Below are 18374 nucleotides of genomic sequence, written 5' to 3'. Positions count from 1 at the left end.
CGGGCGCGACCTTGAAAAAAGTTCCCGCCGCTCGAAATTAAAAGCGCGCGTCCAGCCCGATGCGAAGGGTTCGGGGCCGAAGCGGCGTGGTCTGATCGCGACCCGACCCGAAGGGTGTGCCGAGCGAAAAGCGGTTGCCTCGCGAGTTGGCGAGGTTCGAGAGGGCTACTGTCACGCCATGCCGGTCCGTACCGACGCGCAGGTTTGCTCCGCTGTCCAGGTAGTCGCCTTGAAGTTCCCCCAGTTCCGGACCGATGCCGAGCCGAGATTTGCCGACGTAGCTGGCCCAGGCATTGGCGGAGAGGCGCAGGTCGGTGGTTAGTTCCCGCTGCCATTCAAGGCCGACGCGGCCGGAAAAACCGGCGATGTTGGGGACCTGCATGGAGCGCGCCAGCGTTTCCTGAAGGAGCGAGGCATAAGCGCGCTGGTCATAGGCGCGGGCCACGAGGGCGAGCAGATCGACAGGCGGCTGATCGACCGTGCTCTTGTTCCATGTCGCACCCGCTTCGAAGCGCACACCAGGCATGATGGTGACCGCGCCCGAAACGCTCGCGGACCACACCTGTCCGTCGCCGATGTTGGCGGTGCTGGGCAGCCCGGCGTTGTCGATGAAGTCGGCCTGGATGTCGGTCCATCGGGTGTAGGACATATTGGCAGAAACATCGAACGTGCTCTCGCCGGGTGTTCCGTGCCTTAGGCCCAATTCCCACGTCTGTGTATGATCGCTCTTGAAGCGACGAACGAAGTCGCTCTCGATGGCAAAGCCGCCGGGTCGGAAGCCTTCCTGATAGCGCGCGTAAAGGACAGTCGCGTCGGATACCTCGACCGTCAGGGCGAGGGAGGGGAGAACCGTCGACGTGTCCCGGTCTGCCGTCATCTGCGCCCGCAGCGAGGCCATCGCGGGTGAAGCCGCAGGCATGACGTCCTGTCCCGATCCGCTCAGGCGGGAGTAGGTGAAGCGGCCCCCGGCGGTGGCCGTCAGTCCCCGGCGCAGCCGCAGGCTGACTTCGGAATAGAGTGTCATTTCGTCGATGGTGTTGCGCACACCGGTCGTTGCCTTGCGCAGCAGGTTGTCCTCGAAGCTTCGCCGCAGGACCGTGTGGTTGTGCGTGTAGCTTGCGCCAACCAGCCAGCCGAAGCCGTTCGTGACCGGCTGCCAGACGCATGTCTCATGCGCGATCATCTCGGTATGGTTTTCCTGCGAGAAGCGGCGCGGCGCCTCTGGATCGACCGTGGCATCGTAGAGCTCTTCCAGTTCCTGCCGTACGAACCCCGTGGTGGAGCGCAGGCGAGCGGGGCCGATCCGGCCTGACAGGACCAGCTGGCCCATCAGGTAATCCGAGGTCGCACCTTCCTGCACTTCGGCGTTGCTGGTGAGCGGGGGTTGCGCGTTGCGGCCGGCGTACTGGCTGTCGCGCGCGTCGATGGACTGGCCAAGGCCCATGACGTCCGTCGTCCAGTCGGGTGCGATCTGCACACGAAGGGTGGCGCGGCCACCAAGAAGGTGGGTGCGATTCACGTCCCGGCGGTCGAGCAGGGGCTTGTCGATGTAGCCGCCCAGTGTCGCAGCATCGAGATTGGCCCTGAGAGCGGCGCTCTGCCCCAGAGGCAGGTTCACGGTGGCAGCGGCGTCACCGCCGGGCGCGCCCTCCTGCGTCAGTGAGCCGCCCAGGGCGAGGGACCCGCTTGCTTCCTCAAGGATCGGGGGATTGGGCACCAGCCGGATGATGCCGCCCAGCGATCCGGCACCGTAGAGCGTGCCCTGCGGTCCTTCCAGAACTTCTACCTGCGCCATGTCGGAAAGCCGCAGGTCCGGGTCCGGTGCGTTGTAGCTCAGGCGGAGATCGCCGAGGTACTGGCCCACCGTCGCCTGAGTGGGTCCGGTGAAGCTGGAGTCCGCGATGCCGCGGATGAACAGCTTGTTCCTGCCGCTCCCCAGGTGCGTGGACGTGACGGTAGAGACGCGCTGAATGATCTTCTCGGTACCGCCGATGCCGCCGGCTTCCAGGCTCGCCTGCTGGAGGACGGTGATCTGGGCGGGAATTTGCCGGATGGTAAGATCCCGCTTCGATGCCACGACGATGATGGGGGCGGACGGCGTTTCCGGCAAGGGGAGCGGTTTGCTGCTGTAAGCGGCTGCGGGGGGCGGCGCAGCGTGGCGCGTGGGCGCCGCCGCTTCGATGCGCCAGCCCGCCGCGCCGACAGCCAGCGCGTGCCCGCCCGCTTTTCGAGCGAGCACCCGGACCGCTTCCGCAGCGTTCATCCGACCCTTGATCGCGGACACCATCCTGTTCGCGATAACCGGGTCCGCAACGACGATGCTGGAGCGTGTCTGCCGGGCAAGGTCGATGGCGATCTGTCCTGCAGAACCGGCGCTCGTCCGCACCATGGCTTCCCGAGCCAGGGCTGCGGTCGGCAAGGCCGCCGCGCACGCAAGCATCAGGACGGCGCGGCGCATCGGATCAGCGTGAACCTATGATCCAGCGGCGGCCCTCAGAGCGGACGGTCACGCCGAGAAGCGGGCCCACGGTCGCCGGGTCATCGCGCAGGGCGCCGACGAGAATCGATCCAGACACCGCGCCGGCGCTGCCGGGGGCTGCCACGTAGTCGAGACCAGTGGCGCGCCGCAGTTGCGCCGCAACTTCGCTTAGCGAAGCGGCGTCAAACGTCAGGCGTCCTTCGCGCCATTCGCCGACCTGTTCCTCGGGAATGCGGGTGAGGGTATAGGCCGAGCCGTTGGCCTCACGGCGCAGGATCTCGCCCGGCGAAATGCGCACCGCGACGCCTTCGGGGTCATATTGGACGGTGCCCTCGGACACAGCCACGCTCAGGCCTTCATCGTCATGACGCACGTCGAAAACCGTGCCGAGGTCCACCAGCCGTTCGTCGGCAACGTCGACTTTGAACGGAGCGGCCGGATTATGTTTGACGGTGAACAGGGCCTGGCCACGTTGCAGTCGGGCGTAGCGTTCGTCCTTGCGGTCAAATTGGACGGCAGTGCCCCCGGCAAGTTCGACATGGGTACCGGGTTCGAGCGTCACCACCTCGGTCTGTCCAAACGCGGTTTCCACGGTGTAAAGATCCCGGCCGGAGCCTTGAACCACCCAGATCGCAGCGACGGCAGCGAGACTGGCGGCAATGGCTCCGGCGAGCCAGACGGGCCTGCGACCGGATCGAACCGCAGGTACATCGTGGTGCTCCTCCGGATTTTCGTTCGCCGGGGTAGCCGTGGCAAGGTCTTCGCTCGCTTCGCCCACAGCGGCGGCGATGTGGTCGTACGCGAGGGGGTGCCGGGGATCGGCCTCCAGCCAGAGTGTGAAGCCGTCCCAGTCGTCGAACGCAGGATCGCCAAGGCGCACGGCCCATTGCAGGGCCTGCTCCCGTATGATGCCCTCGGTCGTCATGTCATCCGCCATCGGGCGCTCCTTCCGGCACGAAGACGAAGTCAACCGCGTGCAGCCTCATACGCGGGCTCATCTTGATTTCTCCTTCCACTCGGCCAGCGCGCGATACGCGGCGCGCAGATCGCTTTCCACCGTGCTGATGCTGATGCCCAGTTCAGCGGCAACGGCCTTCTGGGGCGTGCCTTCCACGCGATGCTTGCGGAAGATGAGCGAGGTCCGTGGGCCCAGTTTATCGAGCAGTGCCAGCAGACTGGCCGCTTCCTGCGCGGCGGCAAGCCGGCGTTCGGCCGAGGGCTCCGAAGACACGCCGGGAGGATCGCCGGCGTGGAGCTGTGTCCAGTCGCGATCGCGGGCACTCGCCTGCCGACTCGATCGGAAGCGATCGATCATCAGCAGGTCGGCTGTGCGGAAGAGATACGAGAGAGGAGACGCCACCGGACCACGGCGACTGGTCGAGATCTTGAGCCAGATTTCCTGAACGAGATCCTCGGCCGCATCGCCGGCACCGCGCGCCCGCAGAAAACGAAGAAGCTTCTCCCGATGTTCGAGAAAAGCCGCTTCCAGGCCAGCGGGAGGTGAGGGTTCTGCGGTCACGAAGAAATGCGGCTGCCTTTGTGAGCCGCCTGATAGACGTTCGGCGTCCTTTGGGAAAGGGTTAGCCCGCCAGAGTCACGTTGCGGGACGTCGACTCCCTTGATGGCGTCAGTTGATGGCGCGGATGCGTCCGTTCGTATCGTCGCCCAGCAGGACGGGTGCCGGAGTCGCCACCATCGCGTCGTGTTCGGCAAAGACCCGCTCGATCTCCGAGCGCTTGTCGAAGATCATCCGCGCGACCCCCGAGGTCATACCGCCTTCATCGCCGACGCGCCCGAGAACGCCGGCCAGGTCTTCAAGCGTCGCACGCTCGGGGCTGCTGTGAAGTCCGCCTTTGGAATCGCGGAAGGCGGTGCATTCGCTGGCCATGTGCATTCCCCTTTAAGGATAGTATATGGAAAATGCTTCGAAGCCGCTTGGGTTGCAAGGACAGCTAAAACCGCGGCAAACACTGATCGGCGAAACCCCATCCACGCAGATGGCTGGCCCTTTGCACCAGCGCGTCCGCATCGTTGATCGAGTAAAGCTTCGCCGTTTCCAGACCCTCAAGTTCATCCCACGCGATTGGAACGGCCACCGGCGCGCCTTCCCGGGCGCGGGCGGAGTAGGGCAGAACGGCCGTCGCGCCGCGCTGGTTTCGAAGCCAGTCTATGAAGATTCGCCCCTTTCTCTTGGCTTTGCTCATCGTTGCCACGAAGCGTTCCGGCTCCGCTATGCTCATGGCTTCCGCAAAGCGGTGCGCAAAGTTCTTGTGCGTTTCCCAATCGTGCCCACGCTTGAGCGGCACCACTACGTGAACGCCCTTGCCGCCGGAAAGCATCGCGAAAGTCACCAGACCAAGATCGGCAAGCCTAGCCCGGAGGTCCAGCGCCGCTCTGGCACACTGGCGAAAATCCAGCCCCTCGTCCGGGTCAAGGTCAAAAATCATGCGGTCTGGCTGCTCGACAGCATCGGCGCGGCTGGCCCAGCCGTGGAATTCTATCGTGCCCATCTGGACGCAGGCGATCAGCCCTTCCGCATTCTCGACGAAGAGGTATTCCTCGGTCCCGCCATCCTTTTCCTTTATGGGGATGCGGTGGACGTGAGGCCCGAAAGTCCCGCTATCGTGCTTCTGGAAGAAGCACTTCTTGGACCGGCCCTGCGGACAGCGGACCAGGCTTATCGGCCGATTGCCGGTAAACGGCAGCATGAGCGGGGCGACGGCGGCGTAATAGCTCGCGAGGTCGCCTTTCGTCTCGCCGCTTTCGGGGAAGATGACTCGTTCCGGATTGGAAATCCTGATGTCGATGGTCGCTTCCGGGGTTTTCTGAGGCGTCTCGGCCGTGACGGTCTTCGCCGCCTTGTCGCCACGCAGCCCGAGAAAACTTCCGTGCCGAACGCGGCCTTCTGCCGTCAGCTCGGCGAACGCCACCTCGGCGACGAGCTTGGGCGTGACCCAACTCGCGCCCCGCGCTTCAGTGCGCTCGACCTCGAGCGCCGGCGACTTGCGTGAGAGTTTATCAAGTTTCGTGGCCATGTCGGCAAGAGTTTGCGCGTTAAATCCCGTGCCGACCTTGCCGCGATAGACGAGCGTATCGCCTTCGTACTGGGCGAGGAGAAGGGAGGAAAAAGGTCGGGCCTTCGCACGCGATTTCGTCCAGCCCACGATCACGAATTCCTGTCGACGGGTGCATTTTATCTTGAGCCAGTTCTTCGTTCGTCGCCCGGCATAGGAAGCATCGATTCGCTTGGCGATCACCCCTTCCTGCCCGGCCGCGCACATGGCTTCGTACAGGGGCTCGCCTGCTCCGATCACGTGGTCGGCCACAAAGATCGGGGAAGTGGCTTGAGAGAGCAGGGCTTCCAGCCGTTCCTTGCGCTCGATGTTGGGCAGGGACGCCAGGTCTTCACCGTCGAGTTCCAGCAGGTCAAAGGCATGGAATTCGAGCGCGTCCTTTTCACTCTGGCTGCCGTGCCCCCGCTTCAGCACGTTCTGCAGCGTGGAAAAGTCAGGATTGCCCGCCTTATCGCGGGCGATGACCTCCCCATCGATCAGGCATGGCGGCAGTTGCAGCGCTGCGAGGTGAGCCGCGAGCGGACCGAACTTGTCGGTCCAGTCAAGACCGCTGCGGGTGTGAACGACGACCTTGTCTCCCGCTGCGGCCACCAGCGCGCGGTATCCGTCGAACTTGATTTCGTGCATCCACAGGTTGCCCGTGGGGACGGTGTCCACAAGGGTGGCCAACTGCACCGGGCGGAACTTGGGCGGCGCCCCTGAGCTCTTGCGCTTCGGTTGTGCCTTTGCCGCGTTGCGCGTGGCGTTCTGTTGCATGGCCTTGGTGAAGACATCGCCCTCCTTGCCCTTGAGGGACACGGCGCCGGCCCGGTCAGTTTCGATCTCAGCCATGGTGCGGCCGGTGAGGACACTGGTCAGCCCTTGCTCGACCAGAGTGTCGCCTCTCTCGGCGAACTCGTCCTGCACCTTCCGCAGCAGCCAGTTCTCCCGCTTCTCGCCGGGCCGGCCCTTCATCCGCACCAAGAGCCATTCGCCCTTCATGCGCTCGCCGTCCAACGTGAAATGCAGATGGCCCTCGTCGAGATCGCTGGCGCTTTTCCCTTCAATCGGCGCCCAGGTGCCGCGATCCCACAGCATCACGGTGCCGCCGCCATACTCTCCCTTGGGGATGATCCCTTCGAACTCTCCGTAGGAAAGAGGATGATCCTCTGTGCGAACCGCGAGGCGCTTGTCCGCAGGATCGGGGCTGGGGCCCTTCGTGACGGCCCAGGATTTCAGCACGCCGTCCACTTCGATGCGGAAATCCCAGTGCAGGCGGGTCGCAGCGTGTTTCTGCACGACGAAGCTGTTGCCGCTCTTGCTGCTGCGCCGTTTGCCGGAAGGTTCTGCCGTCTTCGTAAAGTCCCGCTTGCGGTTGTACTCGGCCAGCAGGTCAGCGGCCGGATCTGCCTTGCTCTTGCTCACGCCCCGTCATACTCCTTCGTGCAGCTCCGATGGTCGAAGGCCGAGGAGCGTTCGGGTTGGCCGGTGTCTTGTCGGGGGGCCGCCTGCGCCGGGCCGAACGGCCTGTCGCAGATGAGCCGGGCGATGGACGCGAAGGCGACGAAATTCATTGTTCAGGCACGTTTGCGGCCGCGGGTGCCGGAGGAGGTGGTGCTCGCGGCGGTCTTGCGCCCGGTTTTGCCGCTGGTCTCCGCCTTTTCGGACGACTTCGCCGGTGCCTTGGCCGAAGCCTTTGTCGCAGACTTGCCATTTTCCCCGAGGGACTTCTTCAACGCCGCCATGAGGTCGATGACGTTGCTCTTGCCGCTCGCCGGTTCGTCCGCGTCTTCGATGATCCGCTTGTTGCTTCTCGCTTTGGCCTTCTTGTCGATCAGGCGGTGAAGGGCATCGACGTAGCGGTCGTGGAACTCAGCTGGGTTGAAGGGGGCCGTCTTCTTGTCGATCAGGGTAGTCGCCAGATCGAGCAGGTCGGCATCTGGCTTCGTGTCCTCGATGTCCCGGAAGTAGCCCTGCGCCTTGTGAACCTCGTCGGCATAACGGAGCACTTCCATTATCAATCCGCGGCCACACGGCTTGATGGAGACGAGTTGCTCCCGTCCGCGCACCGCCAGCTGGCCGAGGCCCACCTTGCGGGTTTTGCGAAGAGCCTCGCGCAGGACGGTGTAGGCTTCCTCCGCCAGATCGTCCGCCGGGACCACGAAGTAGGGCTTCTCGTAGTAGAGCACGTCGATCTCGTCGGACTCAACGAACTGCACCAGTTCGAGCGTCTTGCGGCTCTCGATCTTGACCGCTTCGATCTCTTCCTCGTCAAGCAGTACGTAGTTGCCCTTGGACACCTCGTAGCCCTTGATGATCTCGTCCCGATCGACCGGGCCCACGCCGGGCGCCACCTTCTCATAGCGGATCCGCTTGCCGCTCGGTTCGTGGATCTGGTGGAAGGAAATCGCGGCGCCCGATCGCGTGGCAGGGTAGACCTCGATCGGGATCGAGACGAGGGCAAGCCGGATCTGACCCTTCCAGTAGGCGCGTGCAGGCATGAACGGCTCCTTCCTTGCTCAGGAAAGCGGCGGAAGGGCAGGGTGGTTCCCGATCGAGGCGAGGGCGTCCGCCTTCATCAGGCTCTTTGAGAAGCGGCTTTGCCGATCAGGTGCGATGTTCTGTTGCGAGCACCCGGGCGAGGCCGGCAAGGTCATCGGCGAAGCGGCCATGCTCGCGCTCGCGCGCTTCGCCGTCCAGGCGCAGCAGATAGCTGGGGTGCGCCGTCAGCCAGACCAGGGTGCCATCGGGTTGCGTGATGGCACGGCCGCGTTCCTTGCCGATGGAAGGTGTGCGGCCGAGAAGCCCCCGTGCTCCGCTCGCTCCCAGGGCCAGGATCACCTTCGGCTTGATGAGAGTCCGTTCTCCGTCGAGCCACCAGCGGCAGATGTCGATCTCGCCGGCGGTGGGATTCTGATGCAGTCGCCGCTTGCCACGAGGCGTGAACTTGAAGTGCTTCACGGCATTGGTGACGTAGGCGCTTTGACGCTCAACCCCCGCTTCCTGCATGGCCTTGTCAAGCAGTTGCCCCGCCGGCCCGACGAACGGCCGGCTTTCACGCTCCTCCGTATCGCCCGGCTGCTCCCCGACGATCATCAGGCGCGCATCGGGCGGACCTTCGCCCATTACCGCCCGCGTGCCGTTGCAGCCGATCGGGCAGCGACGGCACTGTACGATCCCTTCGGCGATGGCTTCGAGGCTTGAAGGTGCGTTCTCCTGCTCGAAAAGACTGGTTCCCGTCGCGATCATGGCGGCCTCTCGCTTGTGTGCCCCGGCGACGAGATCCGAAATCTCGCGCGCTTCAGGCAGGTTCTTCCAGTACCGACGCGGCATCTCCTTCAGCATCATGCCTACTTTCAGCCGCGCCGGGTTGAAGATCGAACGATAATATCCGAGCCACAGTTCCTCCGTAGCGTCTTCGGCGGGAGCATCCCCTCGCGATGCGGGCGGCCCTTCCATGAGCGAGTCCCCGTCCCAATGGAGCGAGAGGCGGGGCGTCAGGATCGACCATCTCTGACTCGCGAAACGGTTCACGAAGAAGTCGGCATTGGCGCGCTCGATGCGGTGCTCCGGTTCGAACCAGGCCACGTACCGTTCATCCCCGACCTCATCGATCACCGACCGAAAGCGTACGAAGGCCCGCATCTTGTGGATGTCCCGTCGCACCTGCTTCGCCATCCGTTCCAGGGCAGCGACGTCCGGATCGGCGGCGTCGTCCAGCAGGCGCGGGTGCTTCTGGAGCCTCCAGAGCGCGCGGTAGAGCAAGTTCAGCCGCTCCGCGTCGGAATGCAGGATGACGCTGCGCGCAATGTCGATGAACTTACGGCTCGCCCGCACCTCTACCGGCGCTGTTCCCCTGTCGTTGGAGAACGGCGCAGAGGCGAACAGATCGCCCACTCCGCTGCCGTCGCTCCACATAACCGCCTTCGGAGAAACGCCTCGTCCGGCGAGCCTTCGCGCAGCGTCCCGCCATTCCTCGAAGTCGTCCGGGACCGCGAGGGTGATCGCGATCACCCGAATAATTCCATCTGCTGCGCCGGCGGTGCAAGACGCGCCCGCAGATCTGCACGGTCGGTGAGGAGCGTCGGGCGCCAGTCCGCCGTGACGATGAAGGGGCGCAATTTGCGAACGGACACCGTCAGCCGTGCCACGTCATCCAGCCGGATGGTCCGATGTCGGCGGCCCATGATGATGGCATCAACCGCCTTCACCCCCAGTCCGGGCACGCGCAGCATGGCTTCACGGGGCGCCCGGTTCAGGTCCACGGGGAAGCGATCCCGAAATTTCAACGCCCACGCCAGTTTCGGATCAATGTCCAGAGGCAGCATTCCGTCCTCTTCAGTCGCCTGCTGAACTTCTTGCGGTGCGAAACCGTAGAAGCGCATCAGCCAGTCGGACTGGTAGAGGCGGTGCTCGCGCAGCAGCGGCGGACGCTTCAGCGGAAGGACCGCGCTGGCTTCGGGGATCGGGCTGAACGCGGAGTAATAAACCCGCTTCAGCGCAAATCGATCATACAGCGTGCTGGCCTTGCCGACGATCTGCGCGTCGCTCGCACCATCGGCCCCGACGATCATCTGCGTTGATTGGCCGGCCGGCGCAAAGGAGGGCGCCTTTCGAAAACGCTTCCGCGCATCATGCGCTTCAGTGATGGCGCTGGACAGCTTTCCCATAGCGCCTTCGATGGTGGCGCCATTCTTGTCAGGTGCGAGGCGCGCAAGACCGGTGTCTGTCGGAAGTTCCACATTGATTGACACGCGATCGGCCCAAAGCCCGGCCTGTTCCACCAGTTCGGGATCGGCTTCCGGAATTGTCTTCAAGTGGATGTAACCACGAAACTCGTGCTCTTCCCTCAGGATTCGCGCAACTTCTATCAGTTGTTCCATCGTGTGGTTGGACGATTTCACAATACCGGATGAAAGAAACAATCCTTCGATATAGTTGCGCCGGTAGAAGGACAGAGTGAGATCGACAACCTCCTGCGGCGTGAATCGGGCCCGGCGGACATTGGAGCTTTTCCGGTTGATGCAGTAATGGCAATCAAAAATGCAGTGATTGGTCAGCAGCAGCTTCAACAGCGAAATGCATCGACCGTCAGGGGCATAGGCGTGGCAAATTCCCATCCCCTCCGTCGAACCCAGCCCCTTGCCATCGCGACTGTTGCGCTTTGCCGTTCCCGATGAGGCACATGACGCATCGTACTTGGCCGCATCAGCCAGTATTTTCAAACGTTCCAAAACCGGGGGATGAGACATTCGTTCTTTATATGTTCCAGTGAGGCCGCATGCAAGGTGCTACTCCTTCCGGGAGGGCGATTTCCGCAGGAAGAAATCCGGATTGGAAGCGCAAGGCTATTCAAGCAAAAGCGTGCCGCTGCCGAAGGGTCAGCCATGTGCCAACCCCCTGTCAACGGCAGTGGTCGCGGCGGCCCCGCCCCGGTCGCCGCGGCTTTTTTCCGCCTACCCTGATCCCGAAACGCGATTGGCGAGGCAGCAATTGCCCCAACCGGAACTGGCGCGAGGCGGTCCTTCTTCCACCTTTCGATCAACCGAACGGCCATCCACAGTCGAGCCGGTACGCCTGACGCTTTCTCGAACGGACTTTCAGGGCTCCACGATATTGTTTCGCACTGCATAGAGTACAAGCTCGGCAGTGGACTTGATCTTGAGCTTGTGCATGGCTGCGGAGCGGTGCGTTTCCACGGTCTTCACGCTGATGGAAAGCAGATGTGCAATCTGTTTGTTGAGTTTACCCTCCGCGATGAGCTGGACGATTTCGCGCTCCCTTGCCGTCAGAACGATCCGTCCGTCTGCGCTATGGTCGCTATCGATGAAATGCTCGAGCAGCGTCTCAGAAATCGCACCTGAAAAGTAAGGTTTATGCTTGGCAAGGGCAGAGGCAGCCGCAACGAGGTGAGCTCCGCTGTCTGACTTCAAGACGTAGCCACGCGCGCCTGCCCGGAGCACATCGACCAGGACGCTTTCGCGATCATGCATCGTGTAAATCAATATTTCTGTCCGAGGCAGTTCGTGCTTAATTGACCGCGTAAGCTCAAGACCATTCATCAGCGGCAACGAGTAATCGAGTATTGCGATGTCGGGCTTGTTTTCAAGCGCAAGTCGCAAGGCCGCGCGGCCGTCACTGGCCTCTGCCACAATATCGTAGCCCGGGTGCGCTTCCAGCAAGCCTCGCACGCCCTGGCGTATCGCGTGATGATCGTCAGCTATCAGTATCTTGCTTTTCAATGGCGGCGTGCGATCCATTTCAGCTCTTCTTGATAAGATCTTCGGGGTCCGTAGACACGCATCATCGCGGTAGTTCTGCTTCATTCAATCAGGATTTTCCCCATTCCACGGTGCATTGAGGCAGCTTTACCGAGCGCATTCGTCGTAGTGTTTGCGCGTCGGCCACATTCTTTTGAGGGAGGTGATTCTATCCGTTTTAGTGAAGAAGTTGGCATATCGGGTTCCCTCTGCAAATACCTTACTTCCTATCTGAATATCGGTGTCTGTACTGATGCGAAAAGGGCACTGTTCCTGCCAAGATGAAGCATGGAAGATTGGCTGGAAAGTTTCGCTGCCTTCTCCGCGCTTGCGCTGGAGGGGGTCGTCGTGCTCACGGTACTGATCGGAGGTGGCGAAACCTGCGTTCGAGTGATTGTCCGCTTCGCTCGCGGAAATGCATGCACGCGGTCTCGCAGGGAAATCTGGATGCGTTTCGCCTCCTGGATTCTCCTCTCGCTCGAGTTCGCGCTTGGCGCCGATATCATCCGAACAGCAATTGCGCCGACATGGGATGACATTGGCAAGTTTGGAGCTATTGCCGCCATCCGCACCGGTCTTGGATTTTTCCTTGAGCGCGATATCGAGGAGATCGGTGCACCAAGCCGCGATAGCGGGGGACCGGAAAGCTAGGCGGCAGGCTGTATGGCGAGAGGAAGCGCAGGAGTGCGCCGGCCAATTCGATCCTCTCCACTGTCGCCCGTTTGTCGCTCGAGAGACTATTCATGATGGCGATGTCGCCGCATCGCAGTGCAGGCACGAGAACCTGTATCCCACAGGGTTCGAACCAGTCGTCGCCGGGGCGTTCCATAGGAAAGGAACGCTCCGGCGACGGACGGGGTGGAGCGATAAGTCTATCGCGGCGGATTAACTATCACATAGGTCACGCCTGAAGACTGATACTGCGGAAGATACCATACATTGTTGCAACTGTAGTAGGTGACCGACCCCCGAATGACTTTGGGGCAGCTCGCCGGGAGGCTGTAGACCACGGTTCCGACTGCTGTGCCGTCTACATAGACGGTTGTCGGATTTGTCGCGCTCGCAACAACGGAAGCGGTGGTACCAGCGACGACGCCGATTGCGGCGGCATCCCAGAATGGATCATCATCCCAGCCCCAACCCCAGGCATAGCCGGGCGGTGGAGGGGGCGGTGGAGGGGGCGGTGGGGGTCCCGGGCGGGGCCCAGGTCCTGGACCGGGGTGAGGGGCTGACCCCGGACCGGGATGCGGGGCTGGCCCTGGTCCAGGATGCGGAGATGGACCAGGGCCTGGATGGGGCGCTGGTGCGGGGCCGGGGTGGGGGGACGGTCCTGGACCCGGATGCGGCCCGCCTCCGGCTCGAGGTGGTCCGGCGTTGATCGTTCGCGTGTGTACTCCGGCACCGCCGCCGCCCAGGGGGCGGATGTTCACCGGTGCGTGAGCGCGCAAGCCACCGGCGCCACCAAGGTGTAAACCGCCTCCGAACCGGTGCTGCGCTTCGGCTGGTGCCGCGATCGTGCCAGCCACGATCATCGCAGTGGCTCCGCCTAGAACGCCCCAGGCGCCAAAACCCTTCATATCACTTCTCCTCGGTGTTCTTGGCTATCTTGATCGGTGTCGACTGAGCATCTGGCGTGAAGGCGAAGTCGCGGGCCGTGAGCTGGGGCGAGGTGTTCCAGGTCAGTTCGGCTTGATAGGACGGCCGCAAAGTGTCGGTACGGTCCGTGATGACGATCTTCAGCGGGACGGGCACTTCTCCGCGCGCAATCCACAACTGCCAGTCGAGGTCTGGGCCGCGGTAGGCGAAGTGGTCGGTCTCGCGTCCATTGATCTTTGCAAAGCCGACCCGGATCGCTGTCTCTATACCGTCAAGACCGGGATCTTCTGCCCAAGTGAAAAGGTCGATCAACGGGAGCGATATTCCGTAATCGACGTCAGCTACCCGGATCATTTGCGCGATCGTTGACGGCGCAGCGACGGTAGAATGGTAGTTTTGACGCGGTACGTTGACCGTGAAAGTTTTACCGTCATAGAAATACTGACGGATAGTTCGATCAGACTTGAGTTCTACATAAAACTTGTTCGGGCGCTGGACGCGATAGGTGCTTTCATAGCCGATGTGGACCTGCAGATCCATGTCTCCCAACCCGGTCTGAGCTGAGGCGGTCGCGTGGAGTTCGAAATTTTGGAGCGTGTTTAGATAATTCCCCATAGATTTCAGCGCCTCCAGCGCCAAGGGATCGACCGTTCCTTTGACAGTCGTTCCGCTCGGCGGAGTCGCGGTGGCGGATGTAGATTCCTGAGCCAGAGCAGACGGGGTTTGCGCGCAAAGTGCCATCATGACCGCAGCGCCCGCGGTTGAGAGCAGTCGAGACGTTCGCACATTCATGGTGTGCCTCCTGGGTGTTTACCGCGATGAACATCAGGCTCCGGCTGCGCAGGCGAAATCAGGAGAAACCCTTTGGCCAAAGGGGATTTGCCATGATCTTGACACAGGCCCCGCGAATGTTGCGGTGCTTCAAAACGTCATCGCAAGCGGCTGCCGCGAGCAGGGTCTCTGATTTGCCCGTTCTACCGTGGCATTGTGCGAAATGCCTGAAGCCTGACTGTCAAGCTAAGCTGGATTCCTCGGCTCGTGACTGCCGCCAGGAGTGCCCCTGCAACTCAGGAGCGGCATCGCGTTCACCTAGGGAGAATCCCAATAGATGGGCTCTTCGCGCGAGAGGATAGTCGCGGTGTTTTGCAACAGGAGGCAATCCGATGATCTTACGCGCCGCTTCAATATCTTGCTTGGCGCTACTGACGGCTTGCACAACGACTCCAAAGGTGAGTTTCGATGCAGACCCGCAGGCAGATTTCAGTCGCTACCGTACTTACAGCTGGGCCTATGATGCTGCGCCGCAAGGCAGCAACCCTTTATTGCGACAGCGGGTCAGGGCGTCGATTGATCGATATCTCGCGTCGCGAGGCTATACCCAAGCAAGACCGGGAAACTTTGCGGTCGGCTTTACGCTCGGGGCACGCAATCGCGTGACGTTGACCCAACTGGGTACATACGGACCCTATTACCGACCGTGGGGTGGATGGGGCGGGTGGGGCGGCTACGGCCAGATTGACGTTCGCAACGTCACCGACGGATCCCTTGTAATAGATATCTACGACACCGCGAGCAAACGGCCTGTCTGGCACGGAATGGCCACCCAGGAGGTGTCCGGGGATATCGTCAAGCAGGAAAAGATTGACGCCGCAGTCAGCGCGGTCCTAGCTCATTTTCCTCCTTCGCCAGCGCCTGTGAAATGACGACCGACCGCCCTGAAGGCGCTGCAAAGGGACAGCGACCGGATCGAGCCACGTTGCCGCAGCTGCCCGAAGTTCCTTCTCAAGGGCCCCATGACGCCGACGACCCTGCGGTCGAACTGTCGCGCTACCGCAGCCGGCTGTCGCATCTCCGCACAGGGCTTTCCGAACACCGCACCGATCTTTCGGAGTTCCGGACCGATCTGTCTCAACATCGGACGGAACTGTCTGATCACAGGACCGAAATGTCGATGCGGCGAACCGGCATGTCCTTTCACCGGACGCGGATGAGCGCGGACCGTACGCTGATGTCGGAGATGCGGACCTCGCTGTCCCTGATCGGGTTCGGATTCACTATCTACCAGGCCTTTGAAAAGCTTCATGAGGCGGATGTAATTCATCAAAGCAGCGCCCCGCGAAACTTCGGGATGGTCTTGATCGTATTGGGCGTGCTCCTCCTCATAGGAGGCATTTTTAGGCACTTGCAGTTCGCATCTGAACTGCGGGCTACTCGCCACGCCATGATGGAAGATGGGCTCGTCCATGGCGAAACCCGGTTCCCGATCTCCATGCCGCTTATAGTGGCCGCTCTCCTGACCCTGCTGGGCGTAGCGGCTTTCGCCGGCATCGCTTTCGATCTCTCGGTGGTACGCTGAAGATGACACAGAAGAGCCTGACGGCTGCAAAACGCTCGATGGTGTGGATACCCGGCGGGTCATTCACCATGGGTTCGAACAACCACTATCCCGAGGAGCGGCCGGAACGCCCTGTCGAGGTGAAGGGTTTCTGGATCGACCGCTACCCGGTGACGAATGATGATTTTGCAAAGTTTGTCGAGGAGACGGGTTACACGACCGTTGCCGAAATCGCCCCTGATCCGGCAGCTTACCCTGGCGCCTTGTCGCAAACCCTCGTTCCGGCATCGTTGGTGTTTGAAGCGCCCAGGCGCGCCATCGATCCGAATGGATCAGTCGCCCAGTGGTGGTGCTACCGGCCCGGTGCCGACTGGAGACATCCCGAAGGGCCCGAGAGCGGCATCGAACATCTCGGCGACCATCCGGTAGTCCATGTGGCCCTGGCCGACGTCGAAGCTTACTCGGACTGGGCGAATGCGGCGCTACCCACAGAAGCGGAGTGGGAGTTTGCAGCTCGCGGCGGTCTCGAAGGAACGGAATTCGCCTGGGGAGACACTCTTGTTCCGGACGGCATTCATCAGGCGAACACCTGGCAGGGGTTGTTTCCCTACGCGAACTCGCTGGAAGATGGCTGGCTTCGCACTTCGCCCGTCGGTCATTACCCGGCCAACGGCTTTGGCCTCCATGACATGATCGGCAACGTCTGGGAATGGACCGCCGACTGGTGGGCAACGGCCGGGGACACCGGGCTGGCAGGGAAATGCTGCGGAACCCGGCCCGGCGTGCGCAAGAATGAAAGAGCGAGCATCGATCGCAATGACCCTGCAGGAATACCGCGACGCGTCCTGAAAGGCGGGTCGCACTTGTGTGCGCCGAATTACTGCCGGCGTTATCGACCGGCGGCGCGCCACGCGCATCCGGTCGATACGTCCACTTCCCATATCGGATTCCGCTGCGTGGTGCGGGGCGATCACCCCTGAGTACCGACAGGGAGCCGCTTAAGGCGCCTGTTCAGAAACATCTGATAAGGCACGAGCACGAGCAGTCCCACCAGCAGGAAAAGCAATACCGCTGCGGTGACTGGTTTTGCCGCATGGTTTGCACCGGCCAGCGCCAGGGCTATGCCGGGATGGCGGATCGCAGCGGTGAATGCGAGGGTTGACCGATCCCTCAGTTCAGGGCCGCCGAGAATATGTCCCCCAAGCAGGCCGGCCACGACGACTGCCGCCATGGCAACGACGGTCCCGTTGCCGATAAGCGCCATTATCGCTGGGGTCTCCGCGACGAGCAATGGGATGAAAGCAAGCACAAGAAGCACGTTGGCGATCAAAGTGATGGTGCGCGGAACGGACGGTGAAACGCCGGGAAGTACCCAACGACCGACAATCAAACCGATCGCAAGCGGCACGACGAGGCCAATAAAGATGTTACGTGCAACGACACTTACGGGAAAGTGAGCATCTACCCCGTATATGGACGCCCCCACCAGGCCCAGCAGGGGAACCATCACGAGCGCAAGTACCGCTCCAGCGCCCTGAAGTCCGTAGACGTAGCCTGCGGATCCCCCGAACTTCAGCGCTCTGCCCGGCATGAGGGGAGGCACGGGGGAAATTGCCATCAGGAAAATACCTGCCTTGGCGGAGTGTGACATCGGAAAGATCAAAATGACTATCAGAGCGACGATCGTCGGCACGATCATCACCGCGACGAGGGCTTTGGCAAGCAGTCGGGGGCGACTGATGACATAGGCGAAATCGCCTCGCGAAGAGGCAATACCAGCCGCAATGACCAGAAGCCCAAGGCTTACTGTCAGCAAGAGGGGGATGATGGTTTTGGCGATTTCCATGGATGGCTCCTCGTTCTACCACCGCGATCATCGGGCTTTCCTACGTTGGATTTGATCGGGAATACCCCGCATTCACTGCATAGATTTCATCCAGTTAAGTCATAGCGGAAGCTGGATCGTGCGTGAGCCACGGAGATATCCGAGGCGTAATGCGGGACAACCCCGATGGCGCACGGCAATCGGAAGCGAGACCTTACCGAGAATGGGCTTGCTGCCTGGAACCGTCATAGGAGGCTGTATGAACCGTATCGTGACTGGAATCGGGTTGGCTGGCCTGCTCGCAAGTACGCCGGCTCTGGCTCAGACGAATGACAATGCGCCGGAAGCTCTCTCCTCGGCTCCGGAACTGAAGCACGACAAGAAGGAGTCTTGGACTTACATCAAGCCGGGCTTGAATCTGGCTGGTGTTACCGCAATGCAGATCGAACCGACCGCAGTCTATCGCGGTGCGGATGCGCAATTCCATGACGTATCGGAAGCAGATCGCGAAAAGTATGCTGTGATCATGACCGAAGCTCTTCAGGAACAGATGGGCAAGTCCTTCCAGCTGATTACCCGGCCGACCGCGAATGCGATCCGTTTGAAGCTGACCCTGATAGGCGCGTCGAAAACAACGGGTGGGCTAGCGACGGTGTCGTCTGTCCTGCCGATCGGTCTGCTGACAAATGCGGTCAAGAGTGTCAACCGGCGCGCAAAACTGACCCCCTATCGGCGTCCAATATTGACCCCACCTTTCGGTAGTCTGGCGGTTATCCCGGTAGTCGATAGGAGGGGCCCACGGACGACGACGCGCACCGTCAGGTGT

Annotated in this window: 17 protein-coding genes; 5 read left to right on the top strand and 12 right to left on the bottom strand. The window is 61.9% G+C overall.

Going from position 1 to position 18374, the window contains the following annotated elements; genetic code table 11:
* Positions 1 to 37 precede the first annotated feature (37 nt).
* The 10 genes from C2R25_RS03045 to C2R25_RS03005 all read right to left on the bottom strand — a co-directional run bounded on the left by C2R25_RS03045 (position 38) and on the right by C2R25_RS03005 (position 11792).
* Positions 38 to 2458, bottom strand: coding sequence for a TonB-dependent receptor (locus tag C2R25_RS03045; RefSeq protein ID WP_103727821.1), 2421 nt, complete (start codon positions 2456 to 2458; stop codon positions 38 to 40).
* A 4-nt stretch (positions 2459 to 2462) separates the two neighbouring features.
* On the bottom strand, positions 2463 to 3416 hold the full coding sequence (locus tag C2R25_RS03040; protein WP_233203735.1) for a FecR domain-containing protein: 954 nt from the start codon (positions 3414 to 3416) through the stop codon (positions 2463 to 2465).
* Between the two features lie 57 nt (positions 3417 to 3473).
* Complete coding sequence (locus tag C2R25_RS03035; protein ID WP_103727820.1) at positions 3474 to 3998, bottom strand: RNA polymerase sigma factor; 525 nt, start codon at positions 3996 to 3998, stop codon at positions 3474 to 3476.
* Positions 3999 to 4106: 108 nt separating this feature from the next.
* The gene (locus C2R25_RS03030; RefSeq protein WP_103727819.1) at positions 4107 to 4367 is read right to left on the bottom strand and encodes a hypothetical protein; all 261 of its coding nucleotides are present in this window, start codon (positions 4365 to 4367) and stop codon (positions 4107 to 4109) included.
* Between the two features lie 64 nt (positions 4368 to 4431).
* A complete protein-coding gene (gene ligD / locus C2R25_RS03025; protein WP_103727818.1) occupies positions 4432 to 6957 on the bottom strand; it encodes a DNA ligase D in 2526 nt (841 codons plus the stop codon).
* Entirely contained in the window at positions 6954 to 7106 is a 153-nt protein-coding gene (locus C2R25_RS20345) for a hypothetical protein (RefSeq protein WP_158250606.1), read from the bottom strand. The genes ligD and C2R25_RS20345 overlap by 4 nt, the downstream gene beginning before the upstream one ends.
* A gap of 3 nt (positions 7107 to 7109) precedes the next feature.
* Entirely contained in the window at positions 7110 to 8033 is a 924-nt protein-coding gene (locus tag C2R25_RS03020; RefSeq protein WP_103727817.1) for a Ku protein, read from the bottom strand.
* A 106-nt stretch (positions 8034 to 8139) separates the two neighbouring features.
* Positions 8140 to 9546: a UdgX family uracil-DNA binding protein gene (locus tag C2R25_RS03015; protein WP_103727816.1), complete on the bottom strand. Its 1407-nt coding sequence runs from the start codon at positions 9544 to 9546 to the stop codon at positions 8140 to 8142.
* Positions 9543 to 10784, bottom strand: a complete 1242-nt coding sequence (locus C2R25_RS03010) for a putative DNA modification/repair radical SAM protein (protein ID WP_103727815.1) — start codon at positions 10782 to 10784, stop codon at positions 9543 to 9545. The genes C2R25_RS03015 and C2R25_RS03010 overlap by 4 nt, the downstream gene beginning before the upstream one ends.
* A gap of 348 nt (positions 10785 to 11132) precedes the next feature.
* Positions 11133 to 11792 carry a response regulator transcription factor gene (locus C2R25_RS03005; RefSeq protein WP_103727814.1) on the bottom strand — a complete coding sequence of 220 codons (660 nt, stop codon included), beginning with the start codon at positions 11790 to 11792 and terminating at the stop codon, positions 11133 to 11135.
* 288 nt (positions 11793 to 12080) lie between these two features.
* Here C2R25_RS03005 and C2R25_RS21125 point away from each other — a divergent pair, with 288 nt between their 5' ends.
* On the top strand, positions 12081 to 12443 hold the full coding sequence (locus tag C2R25_RS21125; RefSeq protein WP_103727813.1) for a DUF1622 domain-containing protein: 363 nt from the start codon (positions 12081 to 12083) through the stop codon (positions 12441 to 12443).
* A 927-nt stretch (positions 12444 to 13370) separates the two neighbouring features.
* Here the strand turns inward: C2R25_RS21125 and C2R25_RS02990 are convergent.
* The gene (locus C2R25_RS02990; protein ID WP_103727811.1) at positions 13371 to 14180 is read right to left on the bottom strand and encodes a DUF2092 domain-containing protein; all 810 of its coding nucleotides are present in this window, start codon (positions 14178 to 14180) and stop codon (positions 13371 to 13373) included.
* A gap of 437 nt (positions 14181 to 14617) precedes the next feature.
* Here C2R25_RS02990 and C2R25_RS02985 point away from each other — a divergent pair, with 437 nt between their 5' ends.
* The 3 genes from C2R25_RS02985 to C2R25_RS02975 are packed head-to-tail and all read left to right on the top strand — an operon-like array spanning position 14618 to position 16703.
* Positions 14618 to 15091 (top strand): DUF4136 domain-containing protein, encoded by a 474-nt coding sequence (locus C2R25_RS02985; protein WP_233203734.1) that lies wholly within the window; start codon positions 14618 to 14620, stop codon positions 15089 to 15091.
* On the top strand, positions 15088 to 15744 hold the full coding sequence (locus C2R25_RS02980) for a YidH family protein (protein ID WP_103727809.1): 657 nt from the start codon (positions 15088 to 15090) through the stop codon (positions 15742 to 15744). Before C2R25_RS02985 ends, C2R25_RS02980 begins: the two co-directional genes overlap by 4 nt.
* Positions 15745 to 15782: 38 nt before the next feature.
* Positions 15783 to 16703 (top strand): formylglycine-generating enzyme family protein, encoded by a 921-nt coding sequence (locus tag C2R25_RS02975; protein ID WP_199183753.1) that lies wholly within the window; start codon positions 15783 to 15785, stop codon positions 16701 to 16703.
* Here the strand turns inward: C2R25_RS02975 and C2R25_RS02970 are convergent.
* Complete coding sequence (locus tag C2R25_RS02970; RefSeq protein ID WP_103727807.1) at positions 16694 to 17569, bottom strand: Na+-dependent transporter; 876 nt, start codon at positions 17567 to 17569, stop codon at positions 16694 to 16696. The two genes, C2R25_RS02975 and C2R25_RS02970, sit on opposite strands and share 10 nt — an antisense overlap.
* A gap of 238 nt (positions 17570 to 17807) precedes the next feature.
* Between C2R25_RS02970 and C2R25_RS02965 the strand changes: the two genes are divergently transcribed.
* Positions 17808 to 18374: DUF3313 family protein (locus tag C2R25_RS02965; protein WP_103727806.1), on the top strand; the 567-nt coding region annotated here is incomplete at its 3' end.

This window comes from Novosphingobium sp. HII-3 (genome assembly GCF_002916655.1).
Taxonomy (GTDB): domain Bacteria; phylum Pseudomonadota; class Alphaproteobacteria; order Sphingomonadales; family Sphingomonadaceae; genus Novosphingobium; species Novosphingobium panipatense.
This window is presented reverse-complemented; position numbering and strand designations above follow the sequence as displayed.